Below are 19,649 nucleotides of genomic sequence, written 5' to 3'. Positions count from 1 at the left end.
CGGTGGGGGGCTGCCCCCGCTCCCACAGTGGAGCGGTGCTCGCCTGCCCCATTGCGGGGTGCTGCTAACCTGTGGAGCACCAACAAATTGTGGGAGCGGGCTCTGCCCGCGAAGAAGGCGCCGCGGATTTTCGGCGTCACACCTTGAAGCGCCCGACCAGGCCCCGCAGGTTCCCGGAAATGTCCGTCAGACGCCCCGATCCCGACTGCGCCGTGTGCGCATACTCCTCGACCAACTGAGCATCGGCATGAATCTGCGCGATGTGCCGGTTGATCTCTTCGGCCACCTGATGCTGCTCTTCGGCGGCCGTGGCGATCTGGTTGTTCTGGTCGCGTATCGAATCGACCGACGTGCGTATCTTGTCGAAGCTGTCCCGCGCCGACTGGATGCATTCGACGCTGTCCTGGGACACCTGCAGGCTGCCCTGCATCTGCTGAGTGATCACCTCGGTGCGGCGGGCAAGGTTGCCTAGCAGCCCATCGATCTCGCCGGTCGAGTCGGCCGTACGCCGAGCCAGGGCCCGTACCTCATCGGCGACCACCGCAAAACCGCGACCCTGATCACCGGCCCGAGCCGCTTCGATGGCCGCATTCAGGGCCAGCAGGTTGGTCTGTTCGGCGATCGAACGAATGGTGTCCAGAATGCTGTTGATGTTCTTGCTGTCCTGCTGCAGCAGCTGCATGGTTTCGGTCGATTGCTGCAGCTCGGAACTCAGTCTGAGCACGCTGGTGGTCGCCTCGCCAATGCGCTGCTGGCCGTCGTGGACTTGCTGATAACCGTTGTCCGCACTGGTGGCCGCCTGCCCGCAGGAACGGGCCACTTCGTTGGCGGTGGCGACCATTTCGTTGAACGCGGTGCTGACCAGTTCCACCGCTTCGCGCTGGCGACCGGCAACTTCGTCCATGTTGCGAGCCACCTCCTGGGTGTCGGCAGCGGCCACTTGCAGATCGGAAGACGCGGTGCCGATGCGTTGCACCAATTGAGCGATCATCCCCACGAACTGGTTGAACCAGCCCGCCAGCGCCGCCGTTTCATCCTTGCCCTGGACCTTGAGCTGACGCGTCAGGTCGCCTTCGCCCTCGGCGATCTCCTGCAGACCGTTGGCGACGCCACGGATCGGACGCACGATGACACCGGCGAAGCTGGCGCCAACCAAGGCGAACACCACGGCCAGCACTGCCGCGATGGCCGCGATCAGCCAGGTCAGGTTCGAAGCCTGGGCCATCACTTCTTCGCGCTCGATCAGGCCGATGAACCGCCAGCCCAGCCCGGCCGAGCTGACGATGTTGGCCATGTAGAGCTTGCCGTCGATCTCGATCTGAGTCGAACCATCGCCATGCCTGGCCAACTCGGCGTAGTTGCCACCCAGGTCGGCCAGCGGTTTGAAATTGTGCTTCGCATCGCTGGCATCCACCAGCACGTTGCCATTGGCTTCGATCAGCATCAGGTAGCCGCTGTTGCCCAGCTTGATGTTCTTCACCAGTTCGGTCATCTGCTTGAGCGACACATCCAGGCCGACCACGCCGACCACCTGGCCTGCGGCGTCGGTGACACTGCGCACCGTGCCGATCAACGACACATCGTCCGGTGCCCAATAGTAGGCGCCCGTGCGCACCGTGGTTCCCGGAGCGGCCATCGCAGCCTTGTACCAGGGCCGTTGGCGCGGGTCGTAATTGGCGATCTTGGGGTCATCGGGCCAGCTGGCGTAACCACCGTCGCTCAAGCCCAGCGACAGGTAAGCCGTGCTCGGATGGGTCTTGGCGAAGCCGTCGAAGATGTCCAGCAGGCGCCGATTGCTCTCGGTCAGAGGCACCTGCGCTGCATCGGCGCCCGTGTAGTTCTTCAGATCCCTGGCAGCGACGATACGAGGATCCTTGGCGATGTACTCGACGTTCTGGCTGATGCCGTCGAAGAACTGTTTGATGCCATTGTCGATCTGCCGGATCTCACGGCCGCTGCTGTCGACGAAGTCGGCCCTGGCCGCCTCGCGCAGGTTGAAGACGACGAGCACGGCCACCACGATGACGGGGAGGCAGGCGATGACCGCAAAGCCCCAGGTGAGTTTTTGCTTGATGTTCATGGACTATTCCGCTGGTGTTGTAAGTGTTGGTCGGCAGAAAAAGACAAGACGTGCAGCGTGAACTTTGGGCATATTCTTTTGAGTGTTTTCTAACTATCGGCGACGAACGGCAAATCTGAATGAGGCCCATCGGCGACCGGACAGACGGAGGGGCGGAGTATCGAAAAGAGTGAGGGATGAGCGTTGTTCGGCGGTACTTTCCCAACCGTGCAGAGTCTACAGAGCGACCTTCCTCACAGAGCCTTCGCGCATGCCCACCGTACCTCGCCTTCCTCTGCTCGCCGCTGCGCTGGCAGCGGTCATGCAACCCTGCCTGGCTGCGCCGCGCAGCGTGCCTTCCATCGAAACCGAAGATGCCGCATTGGGCAGTGTCGAGATCAGCGAGGCCTCCGGCCGCTTTCACCCGCAATTGAGCATCGATGCCCGCAATGGTGATTTCGCGCGAGGCAATTACGACGATGACGCCGCCAGCCTCGATCGGATTCCGTTGCATGCCCAGGCCGGCTTCGCCCTGGACCTGCACCAGGCCGCCGACGGTAGCGCCGATGCCTGGCTGGTGTTCAGCACCAGCAACGGTTTCCACAGCGCGTCGAGCGACGAGACGGTGAGCCCACGCCGTTGGTACGAGAGCAACAACCTGCTCGGTCTGGTGGTTTCGCCCAGCGAGGGGCTGCGACTGGGCTTCGTCTATACCGTCAAGACCAGCCCCAACGATGTCGCCGCCACCACACAGGAGGCAAGTTTCACCCTGGCCTATCAGGCTGACGCCGGGTTCGGCGCGTGGCGACCGGGACTGGCCATCACCAGCCGCACTCAGGGTGACAGCGGCCTCTACACCCAAGGCACCCTGGAGCCCGGCATGAACTTGAGCGATGCAGGCCTGCGCTTGAGTTTCCCCAGTGCCCTCGGAGTCGGCTGGAACGGTTTCTACGGTCCCGATTCAGGTGATCGCCTGTATGCCCGTACCGGACTGGCGCTCGAGCAACCCTTCCAATGGAGCGAAACCCGCTGGAGCGCGCGCGCCGAGGCCTTGGCCATCTACCGCGACGGCACCCTGCGCGAACTCAGCGGCCCGGACGGAGAGACCGACAGCGTCGTGCCTCAGGTGACCCTGAGTCTGTCCATGGCGTACTGAAAGAGGAGGGCGGGCGTGCCGTAGGCGACGCCCGTTCCAGCAAGGCTCAGGGCAGTGGGTTGCCGCCGGTGACACCGAACACTTCGCCGGTGATGTAGCTCGATTCCTGAGTGGCCAGCAGCACGTAGATCGGCGCGCACTCGGCTGGCTGCCCTGGACGACCCATGGGTGTTTCCGAACCGAACTCGGGGATCTTCTCCTGGGGTTGGCCACCGCTGGGCTGCAGAGGTGTCCAGAACGGCCCCGGTGCCACGGCATTGACCCGGATACCCTTGCCGATGACCTGCTTGGCCAGGGCTTTGGTGAACGCCACGATCGACGATTTGGTGGGCGCGTAGTCGAGCAACGTTTCCGACGGCTGATAGGCCTGGATCGACGCCGTATTGATGATGGTTGCACCCGCTGGCAGGTGCGGCAGCGCCGCCTTGCACAGCCAGAACATCGCGTAAACGTTGGTCTTGAACGTCGCGTCGAACTGCTCGGTGGTGAGTTCGGCGATGTCCTTCTGGGCGGTCTGCTTGCCAGCGACGTTGACCAGCACGTCGAGCCCGCCGAGCGCCTTGACCGCCTGCTCGACCAGAGAATTGCAGAACGCTTCATCCTTCAAGTCGCCTGGCACGGCAATCGCCTTGCGCCCTTCGGCCTCGATCAACGCGACCACTTCCCGGGCATCAGCTTCTTCCTCGGGCAGATAGTTGAGGACGATGTCGGCACCCTCGCGAGCATAGGCGATGGCTGCTGCACGGCCAATGCCAGAGTCAGCCCCGGTAATCAGCGCCTTGCGCCCGACCATCCGGCCAAACCCCTTGTAACTGGTTTCCCCATGATCCGCCGCCGGCTGCATTTTATGCACGGTCCCGGGCGCCGTTTGCGGCTGCTTGGGGAATTCCGGGGTCGGGTATTGGGTGAGCGGGTTCTGCATGCTGTACTGGTTTTCGGTAGTCATAAGGCAGTGTCCTCTAAGCTTGCTCGGGGCTGTACGGTGCTGCACAGCATCGGGTAGTCCTGAAAATGGAGGGCGCGTAGAAAGTCATCGTTCAGTTTTTCTGGATGAAACAAAAGTGAGGGTGTGCGCAATCCTGTGGGAGCGAGGCGGGCGGCGAGCCCTCTGCGTGCGAGGCCCTCCGCCCCGTCACCTGTACAGCAAAATACCGGCTCGACAGGCGAGCTCTACCAAGACACACCTTGATTCAGAATCCTGCCTTCGGCAAAAAATGGTAACGGTATGATCTGGCGCATCCCCATCTTTTGCAGAGGTTTCCATGTCGTCCAGACTGATCGCTTACTCGGCCGTGGTCGCGTTGACCGTACTTCTTGCCGGCTGTGACGCGGCCGAGAATGCTGCGAACAAAGTCATCGAAACGTCCAAGGCACAACTGGTCGAAGCTGCGCGCGACACCTTCAGCGAATCCGCCAAGCAGATCAACGAGACGATCGACAAGGCACAGCAAAGCGCCAAGCCGTGGATGACGGACGGTGACAAGGAAGCAGAGACCCAGCATTCGGCTGCGGAACGGGAGGAGAAGGCGAAGTCGGAGGGGTGAGTCTGGTTCGTTTCCACCGAGGCTGCGGCATGCCGTAGGAGCGGTCATCGGCCGCGAAGGGCGCACTGCGTAGTGCCTAGTACACCGCAGCGCCTGGTTCGCGGCCACGGACCGCTCCTACGAAAGGCATTGCTTTCAATGCGGGCCAGTCACCGCTACCAACCCACCGCGCAGATCTGCGCCGCTGGGCTTCTGGTACACGCTCAACCCGAACTCCGGCAGCACGGCCAGCAGGTAATCGAAGATATCCCCCTGAATCCGCTCGTACTCGGCCCAGGCCGTGGTGCGGGTGAAGCAGTAGATTTCCACTGGTACGCCTTCGGCGGTGGCTTCCATCTGCCGGACCATGCAGGTCATGTTCGGCTGGATGTCGGGGTGGGCATTGAGGTACGCGAGGGCGTAGGCGCGGAAGGTGCCCAGGTTGGTCATGCGGCGCTGGTTGGCGGACAGTTCAGCCACTTCGCCCTGGGCTGCGTTCCAGGCCTTGAGTTCGGCCTGCTTGCTGCTGACGTAGCCGCTGAGCAGATGCACCTGGGTCAGGCGTAGCTGTTCCTGTTCGTCGAGAAAACGCACGCCGCTGGCATCGATGTTCAGCGCCCGCTTGATGCGACGGCCGCCGGACTGCTGCATGCCGCGCCAGTTCTTGAACGACTCGCTCATCAAGCGCCAGGTGGGGATGGAGACGATGGTCTTGTCGAAGTTCTGGATCTTCACCGTGTGCAGGGTGATGTCGACGACGTCGCCGTCGGCGCCCACCTGGGGCATTTCGATCCAGTCGCCGACGCGCAGCATGTCGTTGCTGGTCAATTGCACGCTGGCGACGAACGACAGCAGGGTGTCTTTGTAGACCAGCAGGATGACCGCCGACATGGCACCCAGGCCGGACAGCAGCAGTAACGGCGAGCGGTCGATCAAGGTGGCGACGATAATGATCGCGCCGAAGATGTACAGGATCATCTTCGCCAGTTGCACGTAGCCCTTGATCGAGCGGGTGCGGGCGTGTTCGGTGCGGGCGTAGATGTCGAGCAGGGCATTGAGCAGGGCGCCCAGCGCCAGCACCATGAACAGGATGGTGAAGCCCAGCGCGATGTTGCCGATGACGTGCTTGCTGTTGTCGCTCAGCACCGGGATCAGGCCGAGGCTGAACTGCACCACCAGCGACGGCGTCATTTGCGCCAGGCGGTGGAAGACCTTGTTGTGCAGGAAGTCGGTGAGCCAGTGCAGCGAAGGTCGGCGGCTGAGCAGCTTGACCGCGTGCAGGATGAGAAAGCGTGCCAGGCGGCCCAGGGTGAAGGCGGCGATCAGCAGCAGGAACAGTGACACACCGGCTTGCAGGATCGGCTGGTCGTCGAGGCCCGTGACGAAGGTGACGGTTTGTTGCCAGAGCGATTCGATATTCATGGGTGGGCGTGCAGCTCCCGAGTTGAAAAGGGGGCGGGGATTAAAGCCCATTGCGCAGGGCAATCGCCACGCCTGGAAAGATTTGCACGCAATTTACCGAGTTACGGGTAAAGAAATTCGGCTAATCGTCCGCAAACCGGTACCCTATGCAGTCGAATTTATGTACTCCGTCGAGGTAACACCCGTGTTTTCCCAATTCGCCCTGCATGAACGCCTGCTCAAAGCCGTCGCCGAGCTGAAATTTGTCGAGCCGACGCCGGTGCAGGTAGCGGCCATTCCTTTGGCCTTGCAAGGGCGCGACCTGCGGGTGACGGCGCAAACCGGCAGCGGCAAGACCGCGGCATTCGTGCTGCCGATCCTCAACCGCTTGATGGGGCCGGCCAAGGTCCGCGTCGACATCCGTGCCGTGATCCTGTTGCCGACCCGCGAGCTGGCGCAGCAGACCTTGAAGGAAGTGGAGCGCTTCAGCCAGTTCACCTTCATCAAGGCCGGCCTGATCACCGGTGGTGAAGACTTCAAGGTGCAGGCCGCCATGCTGCGCAAGGTGCCGGACATCCTCATCGGTACGCCGGGCCGTCTGCTGGAGCAGTTGAACGCTGGCAACCTGGACCTCAAGAACGTCGAGGTGCTGGTGCTCGATGAAGCCGACCGCATGCTCGACATGGGCTTCTCCGAAGACGTGACGCGCCTGAGCCAGGAGTGTGCCCAGCGTGAACAGACTCTGCTGTTCTCGGCGACCACCGGCGGCGCCGGTCTGCGCGAGATGATCGGCAAGGTGCTCAGGGACCCCGAGCACCTGCTGATCAACAACGTCAGCCAGCTGGCCGAGGGCACTCGCCAACAGATCGTCACGGCCGACCACAACGTCCACAAGGAGCAGATCCTCAACTGGCTGCTGGCCAACGAGACGTACCAGAAGGCGATCATCTTCACCAACACCCGGGCCATGGCCGATCGTATCTACGGGCGTCTGGTGGCACAGGAATACAAGGCTTTCGTCCTGCACGGCGACAAGGACCAGAAAGACCGCAAGCTGGCCATCGACCGCCTCAAGCAGGGTGGCGTGAAGATCCTCGTGGCCACCGACGTCGCGGCCCGTGGTCTGGACGTGGACGGTCTGGACCTGGTGGTCAACTTCGACATGCCGCGCAGCGGCGATGACTACGTGCACCGCATCGGGCGCACCGGCCGTGCCGGCAACGAAGGCCTGGCGATTTCCCTGATCTGCCACGGTGACTGGAACCTGATGTCCAGCATCGAGCGCTACCTCAAGCAGACCTTCGAGCGTCGCGTGATCAAGGAAGTGAAGGGTACCTACGGCGGACCGAAGAAGGTCAAGGCGTCGGGCAAGGCGGTCGGCGTGAAGAAGAAAAAGACCGACAAGGACAAGAAGGGCGACAAGAAAAGCGTCGCCAAGGGCCCGACCAAGCGCAAGAGCGTCAACCGTCCCAAGGCCGATACCCCGGCTTTGGTGAGCCAGGACGGCCTGGCGCCGCTCAAGCGCCGCAAGCCTGCCGTCAGCGAGTAACCTGCGTAGGGCAGGTCTGCTTCCCTCCGGAGGCCAGACCTGCCAAAACACCCCGCAAAGCCGTCTTCCCGCAACTCCCCCGCACCCACCCGGTCCCATGCCTGGCAAGCCCTTTCACTCATGTGTTGGAGGTTCTTCCGGATGACCACTTACAACTGGCAATTGATCGAGCGTCTGTTGCACGAAGTGCAGAACGGCGCCCATCAGGATTTCACCCCAGATATCTACGCTCAGGACCACGCCGAGGCGACTACCGCGCTGGGTGATACGTCGGCCGCTGTCGATCAGTTGGCGACTCAAGCGAGCGATTATCAAGCGCTGTTGCTGGAGCGGGGCTTCATCGAGCAGCGTCCGGACAGTGAGGGCGGCACGGGGCGCAATTTCCAGCTGACCTTGCGCGGGTCCAGCCTGTTGAGCCTGATAGATAGCAGTATTCCGGATAATGACCACGGGCTCGAAGTGCTCGATGATCAGGATGATGCGCTGGACCCGGCGACTTTTGATGAAGTGGCCAGTAAGCCGCAGATTGTTTGAATTGGGGCGGATAATTCGGTAGGGCGGTCTGCCTGAAACTTCGCGGCGCCTGCTTCGCGGGCAGAGGGCTCGCCGCCCGCCCCGCTCCCACATGAATCCGTGCCGTAGCGGTCATCTTTCGGAATGCTCGGTACCATTGAAAGCCTTGGGTTGTATGGCTTGATACACTGGTGTTTTCCTTGCGGGAGAGCACTGTGATGCCGAGGTCATTTGTCCCATGAGCGCGGAACGTCGTCAGACCGATGGCTTCGCCCTCAAGGTCATGCTGGGGCTGTGCCTGATCTGGGGGATCCAGCAGGTCACCATCAAATGGGCTGCTGCGGATATCGCTCCGGTGATGCAGGCGGCCATGCGCTCGGGTATTTCCGCGGTGCTGGTGGCGATGCTGCTCTGTTGGCGCGGTGGTTGGGGGCATGTGCCCTATACCTGGCGTGCCGGGCTGGCCGCCGGCTCGCTGTTCGGTCTGGAGTTCCTGTTCATCGCCGAAGGACTGAAGCTGACCTCGGCGGCGCACATGTCGGTCTTTCTTTACACCGCGCCGGTCTTTACCGCACTCGGCCTGCATGCGCTGCTGCCAGGGGAGCGACTGCGGCCTTTGCAATGGCTAGGCATTGCCCTGGCGTTCAGCGGTATCGCCTTTGCTTTCGCGGGAGGCATCTCCTGGGAGCATCTGGATCGGCGCATGCTGCTGGGGGACGCCATGGGCTTGATGGCGGGGCTCTGCTGGGGGGCGACCACGGTGGTGGTACGCACCTCACGGCTGTCCGAAGCGCCCGTTGCCCTGACCTTGTTCTATCAACTGATCGTGTGCGTGGTTGGACTGTTGATCATCGCCCTCGCCACGGGCCAGTTCAGCCATGTCACCTTCACGCCCATTGGCACCGCCAGCGTGTTGTTCCAAGGCGTTGTGGTCTCCTTTGCCAGCTTTCTGATCTGGTTCTGGCTGCTGCGCCGCTACCTGGCGTCCAACCTTGCCGTGTTCTCGTTCATGACGCCCTTGTTCGGCGTGACCTTCGGTGTGGTATTGCTGGGCGAGCCGTTGAGCATGAACTTCATTCTGGGGGCGGTTTGCGTGCTGCTGGGCATCACCCTGGTCAGTGCCGAGCAGTGGGTGCGCCGCCGATTACGAATCTGGATAACGTAATGAATTACTCGCCGGGTCCATGATCAATTAGTAGGACTGCGACTTTTCGACACAAGTGCGTGCATGCATCCTACGTCGCTTAGCGCTATGATCGAACAGAAGCGACGGACCATGACCGTCGTTAGGGTTTTTCCCTGAAGGGGGGCGATATGAACGGTAACTTGTACAACTGGCTCCATGATTTGGCTGTCGCATTGGGGCTGGTGCCACCGCCGCCGCAGCCTGTGCCCATCCCGGTCGATAACCACCGACCACGACAGCGTCCACGGCGCTGAGCCTTTTCGGCCCGCCTCGCGCCATGCAAAACGCCCCTTACGGGGCGTTTTTCGTTGTAGGCATCGCTGGCGTGGTTCAAGCCGCCTGAGTGTTCGCGCGGCTGGCGTCGATCTTGGCCAGGTAGGCGTCTACCCGTGCGATGGCCGCTTCGTCGACGAACAGGCCCAGCTTGCTGCGTCGCCACAGGACGTCGTCGCTGCGTGTGGCCCATTCCTGCTCGTACAGATAATCCACTTCGCGGCTGTACAAGCCTGCACCCAGTTCTTCGCCCAGATCGGCCAGCGACTGTGCGCCTTCGATCAGGCTCCAACTGCGGCTGCCGTAGCTGACGGCCCAGCGTTCAGCCAGCCCGCTTGGCAGCCAAGGTGCCTTGGCGCGCATGGCCTGAGCCAGTGCCTGGGGCGTGGTCATGTCTTCGCCGCCAGGCAGGGCACTGGTCGCCGTCCAGCTGCCGCGCATCTGCGTGAAAAATGGCTTGAGCTGCGCCATGGCCGACTCCGCCAGTTTGCGATAGGTGGTCAGCTTGCCGCCGAACACCGACAGGATCGGCGCTTCACCCTGACCGCCGCTGAGCGACAGGGTGTAGTCGCGGGTAATGGCCGATGGATTGTCCGACTCGTCGTTGCACAGCGGGCGAACACCGGAATAGGTGCGCACGATGTCGCTGCGGCTGACCTGCTTCTTGAAGTGGGCGTTGACCACCTTGAGGATGTAGTCGGTTTCAGCGTCGGTGATTTCCACCTTGGACGGATCGCCGGTGTACTCGCGGTCGGTGGTGCCCAGGATGGTGAAGCGGTCCAGGTACGGAATGGTGAAGACGATCCGCTGGTCTTCGTTCTGCAGGATATGCGCCTGCTCGCCTTCGTACAGACGTGGCACGATCAGGTGGCTGCCCTGGATCAGGCGGATGCCGTACGGGGATTGCAGTTGCAGGTCGTCGCGGATGAACTTCGCCACCCAAGGGCCTGCTGCGTTGACCAGGGCGCGAGCCTTCAACGTGAAGGTGCTGCCGTCTTCGCGCTGCAGATTGACTTGCCATACACCGTCCACACGCTTCGCATCGATGCAGCGGGTGCGGGTGTGGATGTGTGCGCCTTTTTCCCGCGCGGCCATGGCGTTCAATACCACCAGACGGGCGTCGTCCACCCAGCAGTCGGAGTATTCGAAGCCACGGGTGATTTCTGGCTTGAGTGCACTGTCGGCACCGAAACGCAGGCTGCGCGAGCCGGGCAGTTTTTCTCGCTTGCCCAGGTTGTCGTAGAGGAACAGGCCGGCGCGGATCATCCATGCAGGACGCAGATGAGGCCGGTGCGGCAACACGAAACGCATCGGCTTGACGATGTGCGGGGCCTTGGCCAGCAGCACTTCGCGTTCGGCCAGCGCTTCGCGCACTAGGCGGAATTCATGGTGTTCCAGATAACGCAGGCCACCGTGGATCAGCTTGCTGCTGGCCGACGAGGTGTGGCTGGCAAGGTCGTCCTTCTCGCAGAGAAAGACGGAGAGCCCACGCCCGGCAGCGTCGGCGGCGATCCCCACACCATTGATACCACCACCGATCACGGCGACGTCGTAGATTTCAGCCAACGGTTGGCGGGGCAAGGTCGAATGGGGCATGGCAGCCTCCTGCGTTTATCAAGGAGCGTTCGAATGAGTGCTTTGAATTCGAACATCAATGTTCAATTTCGAAAATACTAGCCCAATACGTAGGGGTTAGCCAGTCGAAGATGATTGAATTTGTTGATCGTCGCAGGCGAAAGCGAAGAAATGTGAACATCAGAGGTGCGTGCAACCGAACGCGACCCTTGCCGGGTGGGGTTCGTGGGCGAACGGGCGGGGGAAGGGCGCGGCTTGCGCCGCTGCCACAGGGTCAGACGATGTCGAGACGGATCTTGTGCTGTTGTAGCAATTGCAGCAGGGCGGGGACGGGGGGCTGGTCGGTGACCAGGCAATCGATCAGGCTGATCGGGCCCAGGCGAACCATGGCATTGCGGCCGAACTTGCTCGAGTCGGCGGCCAGGATGACCTGCCGCGCGTTGGCGATGATCGCCTGGCTAACGCGAACCTCTTGATAGTCGAAGTCCAGCAGGCTGCCGTCTTCGTCGATGCCGCTGATGCCGACCAAGGCGAAGTCGACCTTGAACTGGGTGATGAAGTCGATACTGGCCTGACCCACCACGCCGCCGTCGCGACGCACGTTGCCGCCGGCCAGCAGCACATCGAAATCGTCCTTGCCGCTGAGGATCGAGGCCACGTGCAGGTTGTTGGTGATGATCTTCAGATGGCTATGGTTGAGCAGGGCGCGAGCGATGGATTCGGTGGTGGTGCCGATGTTGATGAACAGCGAAGCGTGGTCGGGGATCTGGGCGGCGATGGCTTCGGCGATGCGTTGTTTCTCGTCACGCATCTGGTCGGCACGCATGGCGTAGGCCGTGTTCTCGATGCTCGAGTCGTAGGCGGCGCCACCGTGGTAACGGCGCAGCAGGTTGACCTCGGCCAGTTGGTTGATATCACGCCGAATGGTCTGCGGTGTCACGACGAACAGCTGGGCCATTTCCTCGATGCTGACATAGCCGCGTTCGCGTACCAGTTCAAGGATCTGCTGTTGGCGGGGAGGCAGGTTCATGGGGCTTCCTTTGGCTGCCATGCAAAAGCATGCATGATGCCGCAGGAAAGGCCCCCATCGCCAGACTTGATTGCAGGGGCCGGCATTGCATCAATCCGCGAGGCACCGGCCGGATTGCCCGGCCGGTGCCTGCTCGATCACTGTTCTTCGTGCGGTTCCCAGTCGCGGGTGCGTTCGACGGCCTTTTTCCAACCGGCGTAGAGTTTTTCCTTGCCGGCTTCATCGAGCAGCGGCTCGAAGGTGCGCTCGATCACGGCCTTGCCGCGCAATTCGTCCAGGCTGCCCCAGAAGCCGCATGCCAGGCCTGCGAGGTAGGCGGCGCCCAGAGCCGTGGTCTCGCGCATCTGCGGACGCTCCACCGGCGTGCCGAGGATGTCGGCCTGGAACTGCATGAGGAAGTTGTTGGCCACCGCGCCGCCGTCCACGCGCAGGGCGCTCAGGCGTTCGCCGGAGTCCTGTTGCATCGCGTCGAGTACGTCGCGGGTCTGGTAGGCGATCGATTCCAGTGCGGCGCGAATAATGTGGTCCACGCGCACGCCGCGGGTCAGGCCGAAGAGTGCGCCACGGGCATAGGGGTCCCAGTAGGGCGCGCCCAGGCCGGTGAAGGCCGGTACCAGGTACACGCCGTTGGTGTTCTTGACCTTGCTGGCGAAGTATTCGGTGTCGTAGGCGTCGTTGACGATCTTCAGTTCGTCGCGCAGCCACTGCACGGTCGAGCCGCCGTTGAACACGGCGCCTTCCAGGGCGTAGGCCACTTCGCCACGCGGGCCGCAGCCGATGGTGGTGAGCATCCCGTGTTGCGAGGTCACGGCCTTCTTGCCGGTGTTCATCAGCAGGAAGCAACCGGTGCCGTAGGTGTTCTTGGCCTGGCCGGGTTCGACGCACATCTGGCCGAACAGGGCGGCCTGTTGGTCGCCGGCGATACCGGCAATGGCGATGCCGCTCTTGGTGTGACCGTAGACTTCCGACGACGACTTGACCTCTGGCAGCATCTCGCGGGGGATGTCCAGGGTCTGCAGCATCTTCTCGTCCCACTCCAGCGTGTGGATGTTGAAGAGCATGGTGCGCGAGGCGTTGGTGTAGTCGGTGACGTGGACCTTGCCGCCGGTGAATTTCCAGATCAGCCAGCTATCGATGGTGCCGAACAGCAGCTCGCCGTTGCGGGCGCGCTCGCGGCTGCCTTCGACGTTGTCCAGAATCCACTTGAGCTTGGTGCCCGAGAAATACGGATCGACGACCAGGCCGGTGGTCTGCTTGATGTAGTCTTCCATGCCATCGCGCTTGAGCTGCTGGCAGATCTCGGTGCTGCGTCGGCACTGCCAGACCACGGCGTTATAGATCGGGCGACCGCTGTTCTTGTCCCACACCACGGTGGTTTCACGCTGGTTGGTGATGCCGATGGCTGCGACCTGGGCGTGGCTCAACCCGGCCTGGGCCAGGGCTTCGACCATGGTCGCGCTCTGGGTGGCGAAGATTTCCATCGGATCGTGCTCCACCCAGCCTGCCTGCGGGTAGTGCTGGGCGAACTCGCGCTGCGAGGTGCCGACGACATTGGCGTCGCGGTCGAAAATGATGGCTCGCGAGCTGGTGGTGCCTTGGTCCAGGGCGATGATGTAGTTCTTGTTGTCGGTATCGGTCATGTCGATGGCCTTGCGCAAGTTTGAAATAGATGCGGAATGGAGTAGCTGTGCAGGCTCAGGAGGCCTGGACCTTCGATGCGGCCGCCTTGGCCGACTCGTTGAGCGAGTTGGGCAGATGGCGGGCGATCAGTACCCGGTAAGCGCCGGCGCCCAGGCAGGCACCTACGATCGGCGCCACGATGGGCACGATGAAATAGGGAATCGTACGGCCACCGGTGAAGGCTATTTCACCCCACCCGGCGATAAAGGTCATCAGCTTGGGACCGAAATCCCTGGCCGGGTTCATGGCGAAGCCGGTCAGTGGGCCCATTGAGCTGCCGATCACGGCGATCAGCAAACCCACCAGCAACGGTGCCATGGCGCCGCGCGGAAGGCCATTGTGCTCGTCGCCCAAGGCCATGATCACTCCCATCAGAATGGCGGTGATAACCATCTCGACCAGGAAAGCCTGACCGATGGACAGCGCCGCGTGCGGATAGGTGGAGAAGATGCTCGCCGTTTCCAGGCTCGCCTGCGTGCCGCGGACGATGCCATGGGTCTGTTCGTAATCGAAGAACAGGCTGCTGTAGAGGGTGTAGACCAGTGCCGCCGAGCAGAACGCGCCGGCAACCTGAGCCAGAATGTAGAAGGGCAGCTTGCGCTTTTCGAAACCGCCGAACAGGCACAGGGCGATGCTGACAGCCGGGTTCAGATGCGCTCCGGACACGCCAGCGGTCAGGTAGATCGCCATGCTCACGCCGACGCCCCAGATGATGCTGATTTCCCATAGGCCGAGGCTGGCCCCTGCGACCTTGAGCGCCGCGACGCAGCCGGTACCGAAGAAGATAAGCAGTGCGGTTCCGAGAAACTCGGCAATGCACTGACCCGACAGGGTCGGTTGTTGCTGTGCGGTCATCGTGTTTTACCCCAATTGTTTTTTTTGTCTGACGCCGTTTCTGGCGCCTGGAATCTGCCGTCGTGCGATCCCCATCGCACGCCGGATTACAACCTTTCAGCACATTGTACTATCGTGCCTATCTTCACAAACGAAAAAATATAGACAAGAAACGCCGCTGTCAAAGGTCGAAAGTGAACGAGTTCGTTCAATGGTCGAGAACGGATTCGTCCATTTGCGGCAAAGCCACGGTTGGCGTGGCTTGCCTGCCTGTGTCCTAATGCCGGGCATCGGTTTTATTTGTCTGGAGTCCCTGCATGACACCCGCCCTGGACCTCTTGAAGAAGCATCGCGCCGACCATCGGGTGCATGCCTATGAACACGATCCCAAGGCCGCCTCCTACGGATTGGAAGCGGTCGAAAAGCTTGGCCTGGCCCCGGCGCAGGTGTTCAAGACCTTGCTGGCGGCCACTGAAAAAAGCGAACTGCTGGTGGCAGTTGTGCCTGTGACCGGCTCTCTGGACCTCAAGGCACTGGCACAGGCGGCGGGGGTCAAGAAGTGCGAGATGGCAGACCCACAGGCCGCGCAGCGCGCCACCGGCTACCTGCTGGGCGGCATCAGCCCCTTGGGGCAGAAAAAGCGCCTGCGCACATTCATCGATCAAACCGCAGCGACGTTGCCCAGCGTGTATGTCAGCGCCGGCAGACGCGGGCTGGAAGTGGAACTGGCGCCGCAGTTGCTGGCCGAGCATACCCAAGGCTGCTTCGCCGATATCGGCCGTGCTGGATGAGCGCAAGAAATTATTCATCGACTCCACGAGTCGAACGCCGATAGCCCACGGCCTGGGCGCTACCCCTTTCCGCTACAGCGAGGAATGCCATGCAACTGGATTTCCATCAGGTCGATGCGTTTACCCAACATCCGTTTGCTGGCAACCCGGCCATCGTCTATCGCCTGGACAGCTGGCTGGCCGACGAACTGATGCAGAAGATCGCTGCCGAACACAACCTGGCCGAGACCGCATTCATGGTGCGCGAGGCTCAGGGCTGGCACATCCGCTGGTTCACGCCGCGCACCGAAGTGCCCTTGTGCGGTCATGCCACTCTGGCCAGCGCCTACGTTTTGTTCCACGTCTATGGTGAAACCGCGACCAGCCTGTCGTTCGCCAGCCGTTCCGGCACCCTGACCGTCAGCCGCGAGGGCGATCGCCTGTGGCTGGATTTCCCGGCCATGATGCCTGAAGAACAACTGGGCCTGACGCTGGATGTGGAGCGTGCGCTGGGCTGCGAGGCGGTCGATGTGATGGCGGCAACCTCACTGTTCGTGTTGCTGGAGTCGGAGCAGGCAGTGCGCGAATGTCAGCCGAACATGGCGGCGCTGGCTCGCTTGCCCTGGCCTGGGGTGATCATCACCGCACGGGGTGATCATCACGATTTTGTCTCGCGCTATTTCGCCCCAGCCATTGGCATCGACGAAGACGCGGTGACCGGTTCCACCCACTGCAGCCTCATTCCGTACTGGTCCAAGCGCCTGGTCAAGACCAGCCTCAGCGCGTACCAGTGCTCTGCCCGCGGGGGCGAGCTGTTTTGCCGCAGGGAAGGCGATCGGGTCAAGATCGGCGGCTATGCCACGCTGGTCAGCAGCGGGCGGCTACTCCTGGGCCCGCAGCTCTGATTCATCCGCCGCCGAAATGCTGGCCTGGCCATCGAGCAACGCCATGAATGCCCGGGCGGCGTTCGACAAGGTTCTCTCGGTGTGTAGGATGTAGCCCAGCTGCCGACTCAACTGCACACCGGGCAGTACGAAGCGCGCCACCTGATCGTCGAGCATGGTGCGCGGCAACACACTCCATGCCAGTCCAATCGACACCATCATCTTGATGGTTTCCAGGTAGTTGGTACTCATGGCGATGTTGGGGCTCAGGCCCTGAGCCTCGAACAGACGACTGACAATGTGGTGGGTGAAGGTATTGCCGCCGGGAAACACCGCCGGATGTTCGGCGATATCGCTCAGCTTCACCGCGTCCTGCAGGGCCAGCGGATGTTCAGGTGCGGCGACGAAATCCAGCAGGTCATGCCACACCGGCACCGAGCGCACCAGGTGGTGGGGCTCGGGCGCGAGGGTGATGACCGCCAGCTCCGCCCGACCGTGGAGAATCTCCTCATAGGCCACTTCCGAATCCAGAAACTGAATGTCCAGGGCGACCTTGGGGTACATGCGCGTGTAGGTGCGCAGCAGCGGGGGCAATCGGTGCAGGCCGATATGGTGACTGGTGGCCAGAGTGAGCCGACCGGTGACGTCACCGCTGAGGTTGGTCAGGGCGCGACGGGTGTCTTCGAGCACGTCGAGAATTTGGTAGGCCCGCGGCAGCAGCGCTCGGCCGGCCTCGGTCAGATTGACTTCCCGACCCAGCCGGTCGAACAGGCGCACACCCAACTGCTGCTCCAGACTGGCAATGCGTTTGCTGATCGCAGGTTGAGTCAAATGCAGGCGATCCCCGGCCCTGGAAAAGCTGCCCACTTCGGCGATGGCAATAAAGGCATTGAGACTGGCCAGGTCCATGAGCCGATTCCTTTTGGTTATCCAAAGTATGAAAATTATGAATTTGAGTTATTCAAGATAACCCCATAGCATCATCCCTACAAGCCAAGCGGTTATTGGCATAGAAAGATTAGAAACACTGATGAGGAAACGTCTGATGGCCGGCAAAACGCTCTACGACAAGCTCTGGGATTCGCATTTGGTCAAGCAGCGCGACGATGGTTCGGCGCTGATCTACATCGACCGTCACATCATCCACGAAGTGACTTCGCCCCAGGCGTTCGAAGGGTTGCGACTGGCCGGCCGCAAACCATGGCGCATCGACGCCAACATCGCCACGCCCGATCACAACGTGCCGACCACACCGGAACGCAAGGGCGGCATCGGCGCCATCGCCGACCAGGTGTCGCGTCTGCAGGTGCAGACCCTGGACGACAACTGCGATGAATACGGCATCACCGAGTTCAAGATGAACGACGTGCGCCAGGGCATCGTTCACGTGATCGGTCCGGAGCAGGGCGCGACCTTGCCCGGCATGACCGTGGTCTGTGGCGACTCGCATACCTCGACCCACGGTGCCTTTGGTGCCCTGGCCCACGGTATCGGTACCTCGGAGGTCGAGCACGTGCTCGCCACGCAGTGCCTGGTGGCCAAGAAAATGAAGAACATGCAGGTGCTGGTTGAAGGCACCTTGCCGTTCGGTGTCACCGCCAAGGACATCGTGCTGGCCGTGATCGGCAAGATCGGCACCGCTGGCGGCAATGGCCATGCCATCGAGTTCGCCGGCAGCGCCATTCGCGATCTCTCGGTGGAAGGCCGCATGACCATCTGCAACATGTCCATCGAGGCGGGCGCCCGCGTGGGTCTGGTGGCCGCCGATGAAAAGACCATCGCCTATGTCAAGGGTCGCCCGTTCGCGCCTCGTGGCGGCGATTGGGACAAGGCGGTGGAATCCTGGAAAGGGCTGGTGTCCGACGCCGATGCCCATTTCGACACCGTGGTCCGCCTGGATGCCGCGCAGATCAAGCCACAGGTCAGCTGGGGCACTTCGCCGGAAATGGTCCTGGCCGTGGACCAGAACGTGCCGGACCCGGCCCGTGAGGCGGATCTGGTCAAACGCGGTTCCATCGAGCGTGCCTTGAAATACATGGGCCTGACCGCCAACCAGGCGATCACCGATATTCAGCTCGACCGTGTGTTCATCGGTTCGTGCACCAATTCGCGCATCGAAGACCTGCGCGCCGCCGCCGTCATCGCCAAGGGCCGCAAGGTGGCCTCGACCATCAAGCAGGCGATCGTCGTGCCGGGCTCGGGCCTGGTCAAGGAGCAGGCCGAAAGCGAAGGTTTGGACAAGATCTTTCTCGAGGCGGGCTTCGAGTGGCGCGAACCGGGCTGCTCCATGTGCCTGGCGATGAACCCGGATCGGCTGGAGTCGGGCGAGCATTGCGCGTCGACCTCCAACCGCAACTTCGAAGGCCGTCAGGGCGCCGGTGGGCGTACCCACCTGGTCAGCCCGGCCATGGCCGCCGCCGCCGCCGTTGTCGGCCGTTTCGTCGACGTTCGTGAATTGATCCAGGGGAGCGCAGCATGAAAGCCTTTACTCGTCACACCGGCCTGGTCGCTCCGTTGGATCGTGCCAACGTGGACACCGACCAGATCATTCCCAAGCAGTTCTTGAAGTCGATCAAGCGCACCGGCTTCGGCCCGAACCTGTTCGACGAGTGGCGCTACCTGGATGTGGGGCAACCTTACCAGGACAACTCCAAGCGCCCGCTGAACAAGGATTTCGTGCTCAACCATGAGCGTTACCAAGGCGCCAGCGTGTTGCTGGCGCGGGAAAACTTCGGTTGCGGTTCCAGTCGCGAGCACGCGCCGTGGGCGTTGGACGAGTACGGTTTCCGCACCGTGATCGCGCCCAGCTATGCCGACATTTTCTTCAACAACAGCTTCAAGAACGGCCTGCTGCCGATCATCCTCAGCGATGCGGAAGTCGATGAGCTGTTCAAGGAAGTCGAGGCGGCGCCGGGCTACCAGCTGACCGTGGACCTGGCCGCGCAGACCGTGACCAGCCCCAGCGGCAAGGTGTACAGCTTCGAGATCGACGAGTTTCGCAAGCATTGCCTGCTCAACGGGTTGGATGATATCGGGCTGACCTTGCAGGATGGGGAAGCCATTGCGGCGTTCGAGGCCAAGCATCGGGCGAGCCAGCCTTGGTTGTTTCGGGATTGATTGATTGATTGATGTAGGCAGGTTTGGCCTCTTCGCGGGCAGAGGGCTCGCCGCCCGCCCCGCTCCCACAAGAGGCTCGCCGCCGATGTGGGAGCGGGG

At 62.1% G+C, this 19,649-nt stretch carries 18 protein-coding genes; 10 read left to right on the top strand and 8 right to left on the bottom strand.

Annotated features, from left to right (window positions below):
* Window positions 1–136: 136 nt before the first annotated feature.
* Complete coding sequence (locus QMX89_RS21290; protein WP_282349759.1) at window positions 137–2,080, bottom strand: methyl-accepting chemotaxis protein; 1,944 nt, start codon at window positions 2,078–2,080, stop codon at window positions 137–139.
* A gap of 250 nt (window positions 2,081–2,330) precedes the next feature.
* Between QMX89_RS21290 and QMX89_RS21285 the strand changes: the two genes are divergently transcribed.
* Entirely contained in the window at window positions 2,331–3,215 is an 885-nt protein-coding gene (locus tag QMX89_RS21285) for a hypothetical protein (RefSeq protein ID WP_282349758.1), read from the top strand.
* 46 nt (window positions 3,216–3,261) lie between these two features.
* On the opposite strand, the gene QMX89_RS21280 is transcribed toward QMX89_RS21285, so the two are convergent.
* The gene (locus QMX89_RS21280; protein WP_282349757.1) at window positions 3,262–4,161 is read right to left on the bottom strand and encodes an SDR family oxidoreductase; all 900 of its coding nucleotides are present in this window, start codon (window positions 4,159–4,161) and stop codon (window positions 3,262–3,264) included.
* A gap of 316 nt (window positions 4,162–4,477) precedes the next feature.
* Here QMX89_RS21280 and QMX89_RS21275 point away from each other — a divergent pair, with 316 nt between their 5' ends.
* Window positions 4,478–4,759: a hypothetical protein gene (locus tag QMX89_RS21275; RefSeq protein ID WP_282349756.1), complete on the top strand. Its 282-nt coding sequence runs from the start codon at window positions 4,478–4,480 to the stop codon at window positions 4,757–4,759.
* A 135-nt stretch (window positions 4,760–4,894) separates the two neighbouring features.
* Here the strand turns inward: QMX89_RS21275 and QMX89_RS21270 are convergent, their stop codons facing one another.
* On the bottom strand, window positions 4,895–6,160 hold the full coding sequence (locus QMX89_RS21270; protein WP_282349755.1) for a mechanosensitive ion channel family protein: 1,266 nt from the start codon (window positions 6,158–6,160) through the stop codon (window positions 4,895–4,897).
* Window positions 6,161–6,344: 184 nt separating this feature from the next.
* Here QMX89_RS21270 and QMX89_RS21265 point away from each other — a divergent pair, with 184 nt between their 5' ends.
* From QMX89_RS21265 to QMX89_RS22890, 4 genes are all read left to right on the top strand, one after another.
* Window positions 6,345–7,688 (top strand): DEAD/DEAH box helicase, encoded by a 1,344-nt coding sequence (locus QMX89_RS21265; RefSeq protein WP_049861139.1) that lies wholly within the window; start codon window positions 6,345–6,347, stop codon window positions 7,686–7,688.
* Window positions 7,689–7,829: 141 nt separating this feature from the next.
* On the top strand, window positions 7,830–8,222 hold the full coding sequence (locus tag QMX89_RS21260) for a transcriptional regulator (protein WP_282349754.1): 393 nt from the start codon (window positions 7,830–7,832) through the stop codon (window positions 8,220–8,222).
* Window positions 8,223–8,439: 217 nt separating this feature from the next.
* Window positions 8,440–9,366 (top strand): DMT family transporter, encoded by a 927-nt coding sequence (locus QMX89_RS21255; protein ID WP_056843291.1) that lies wholly within the window; start codon window positions 8,440–8,442, stop codon window positions 9,364–9,366.
* 149 nt (window positions 9,367–9,515) lie between these two features.
* Entirely contained in the window at window positions 9,516–9,641 is a 126-nt protein-coding gene (locus QMX89_RS22890) for a PA1414 family protein (RefSeq protein ID WP_330218330.1), read from the top strand.
* Window positions 9,642–9,717: 76 nt separating this feature from the next.
* On the opposite strand, the gene glpD is transcribed toward QMX89_RS22890, so the two are convergent.
* The 4 genes from glpD to QMX89_RS21235 all read right to left on the bottom strand — a co-directional run bounded on the left by glpD (window position 9,718) and on the right by QMX89_RS21235 (window position 14,800).
* Complete coding sequence (gene glpD, locus QMX89_RS21250; protein WP_282349753.1) at window positions 9,718–11,256, bottom strand: glycerol-3-phosphate dehydrogenase; 1,539 nt, start codon at window positions 11,254–11,256, stop codon at window positions 9,718–9,720.
* Window positions 11,257–11,509: 253 nt separating this feature from the next.
* Window positions 11,510–12,265: a DeoR/GlpR family transcriptional regulator gene (locus tag QMX89_RS21245; protein ID WP_049861085.1), complete on the bottom strand. Its 756-nt coding sequence runs from the start codon at window positions 12,263–12,265 to the stop codon at window positions 11,510–11,512.
* 137 nt (window positions 12,266–12,402) lie between these two features.
* The gene (gene glpK, locus QMX89_RS21240) at window positions 12,403–13,905 is read right to left on the bottom strand and encodes a glycerol kinase GlpK (protein WP_049861084.1); all 1,503 of its coding nucleotides are present in this window, start codon (window positions 13,903–13,905) and stop codon (window positions 12,403–12,405) included.
* A 55-nt stretch (window positions 13,906–13,960) separates the two neighbouring features.
* Complete coding sequence (locus tag QMX89_RS21235; RefSeq protein ID WP_282349752.1) at window positions 13,961–14,800, bottom strand: MIP/aquaporin family protein; 840 nt, start codon at window positions 14,798–14,800, stop codon at window positions 13,961–13,963.
* Between the two features lie 296 nt (window positions 14,801–15,096).
* Here QMX89_RS21235 and ybaK point away from each other — a divergent pair, with 296 nt between their 5' ends.
* Window positions 15,097–15,570: a Cys-tRNA(Pro) deacylase gene (gene ybaK / locus QMX89_RS21230; RefSeq protein ID WP_056843286.1), complete on the top strand. Its 474-nt coding sequence runs from the start codon at window positions 15,097–15,099 to the stop codon at window positions 15,568–15,570.
* Window positions 15,571–15,659: 89 nt separating this feature from the next.
* Window positions 15,660–16,454 carry a PhzF family phenazine biosynthesis protein gene (locus QMX89_RS21225; RefSeq protein ID WP_049861081.1) on the top strand — a complete coding sequence of 265 codons (795 nt, stop codon included), beginning with the start codon at window positions 15,660–15,662 and terminating at the stop codon, window positions 16,452–16,454.
* Here the strand turns inward: QMX89_RS21225 and QMX89_RS21220 are convergent.
* Entirely contained in the window at window positions 16,431–17,342 is a 912-nt protein-coding gene (locus QMX89_RS21220; protein ID WP_049861080.1) for a LysR family transcriptional regulator, read from the bottom strand. The genes QMX89_RS21225 and QMX89_RS21220 overlap by 24 nt on opposite strands.
* A 136-nt stretch (window positions 17,343–17,478) precedes the next feature.
* Here QMX89_RS21220 and leuC point away from each other — a divergent pair, with 136 nt between their 5' ends.
* Together leuC and leuD are read left to right on the top strand one after the other, a co-directional pair.
* Window positions 17,479–18,912, top strand: a complete 1,434-nt coding sequence (leuC, locus tag QMX89_RS21215) for a 3-isopropylmalate dehydratase large subunit (RefSeq protein ID WP_134721543.1) — start codon at window positions 17,479–17,481, stop codon at window positions 18,910–18,912.
* A complete protein-coding gene (leuD, locus tag QMX89_RS21210; RefSeq protein WP_056843284.1) occupies window positions 18,909–19,550 on the top strand; it encodes a 3-isopropylmalate dehydratase small subunit in 642 nt (213 codons plus the stop codon). The genes leuC and leuD overlap by 4 nt, the downstream gene beginning before the upstream one ends.
* The last annotated feature ends 99 nt before the right edge of the window (window positions 19,551–19,649 follow it).

The sequence above is a fragment of the Pseudomonas sp. PS01301 genome (genome assembly GCF_029960215.1).
Lineage (GTDB): Bacteria > Pseudomonadota > Gammaproteobacteria > Pseudomonadales > Pseudomonadaceae > Aquipseudomonas > Aquipseudomonas coleopterorum.
Note: the sequence above shows the minus strand (reverse complement) of the source record. Positions and strands in the feature narration are given on the sequence as shown.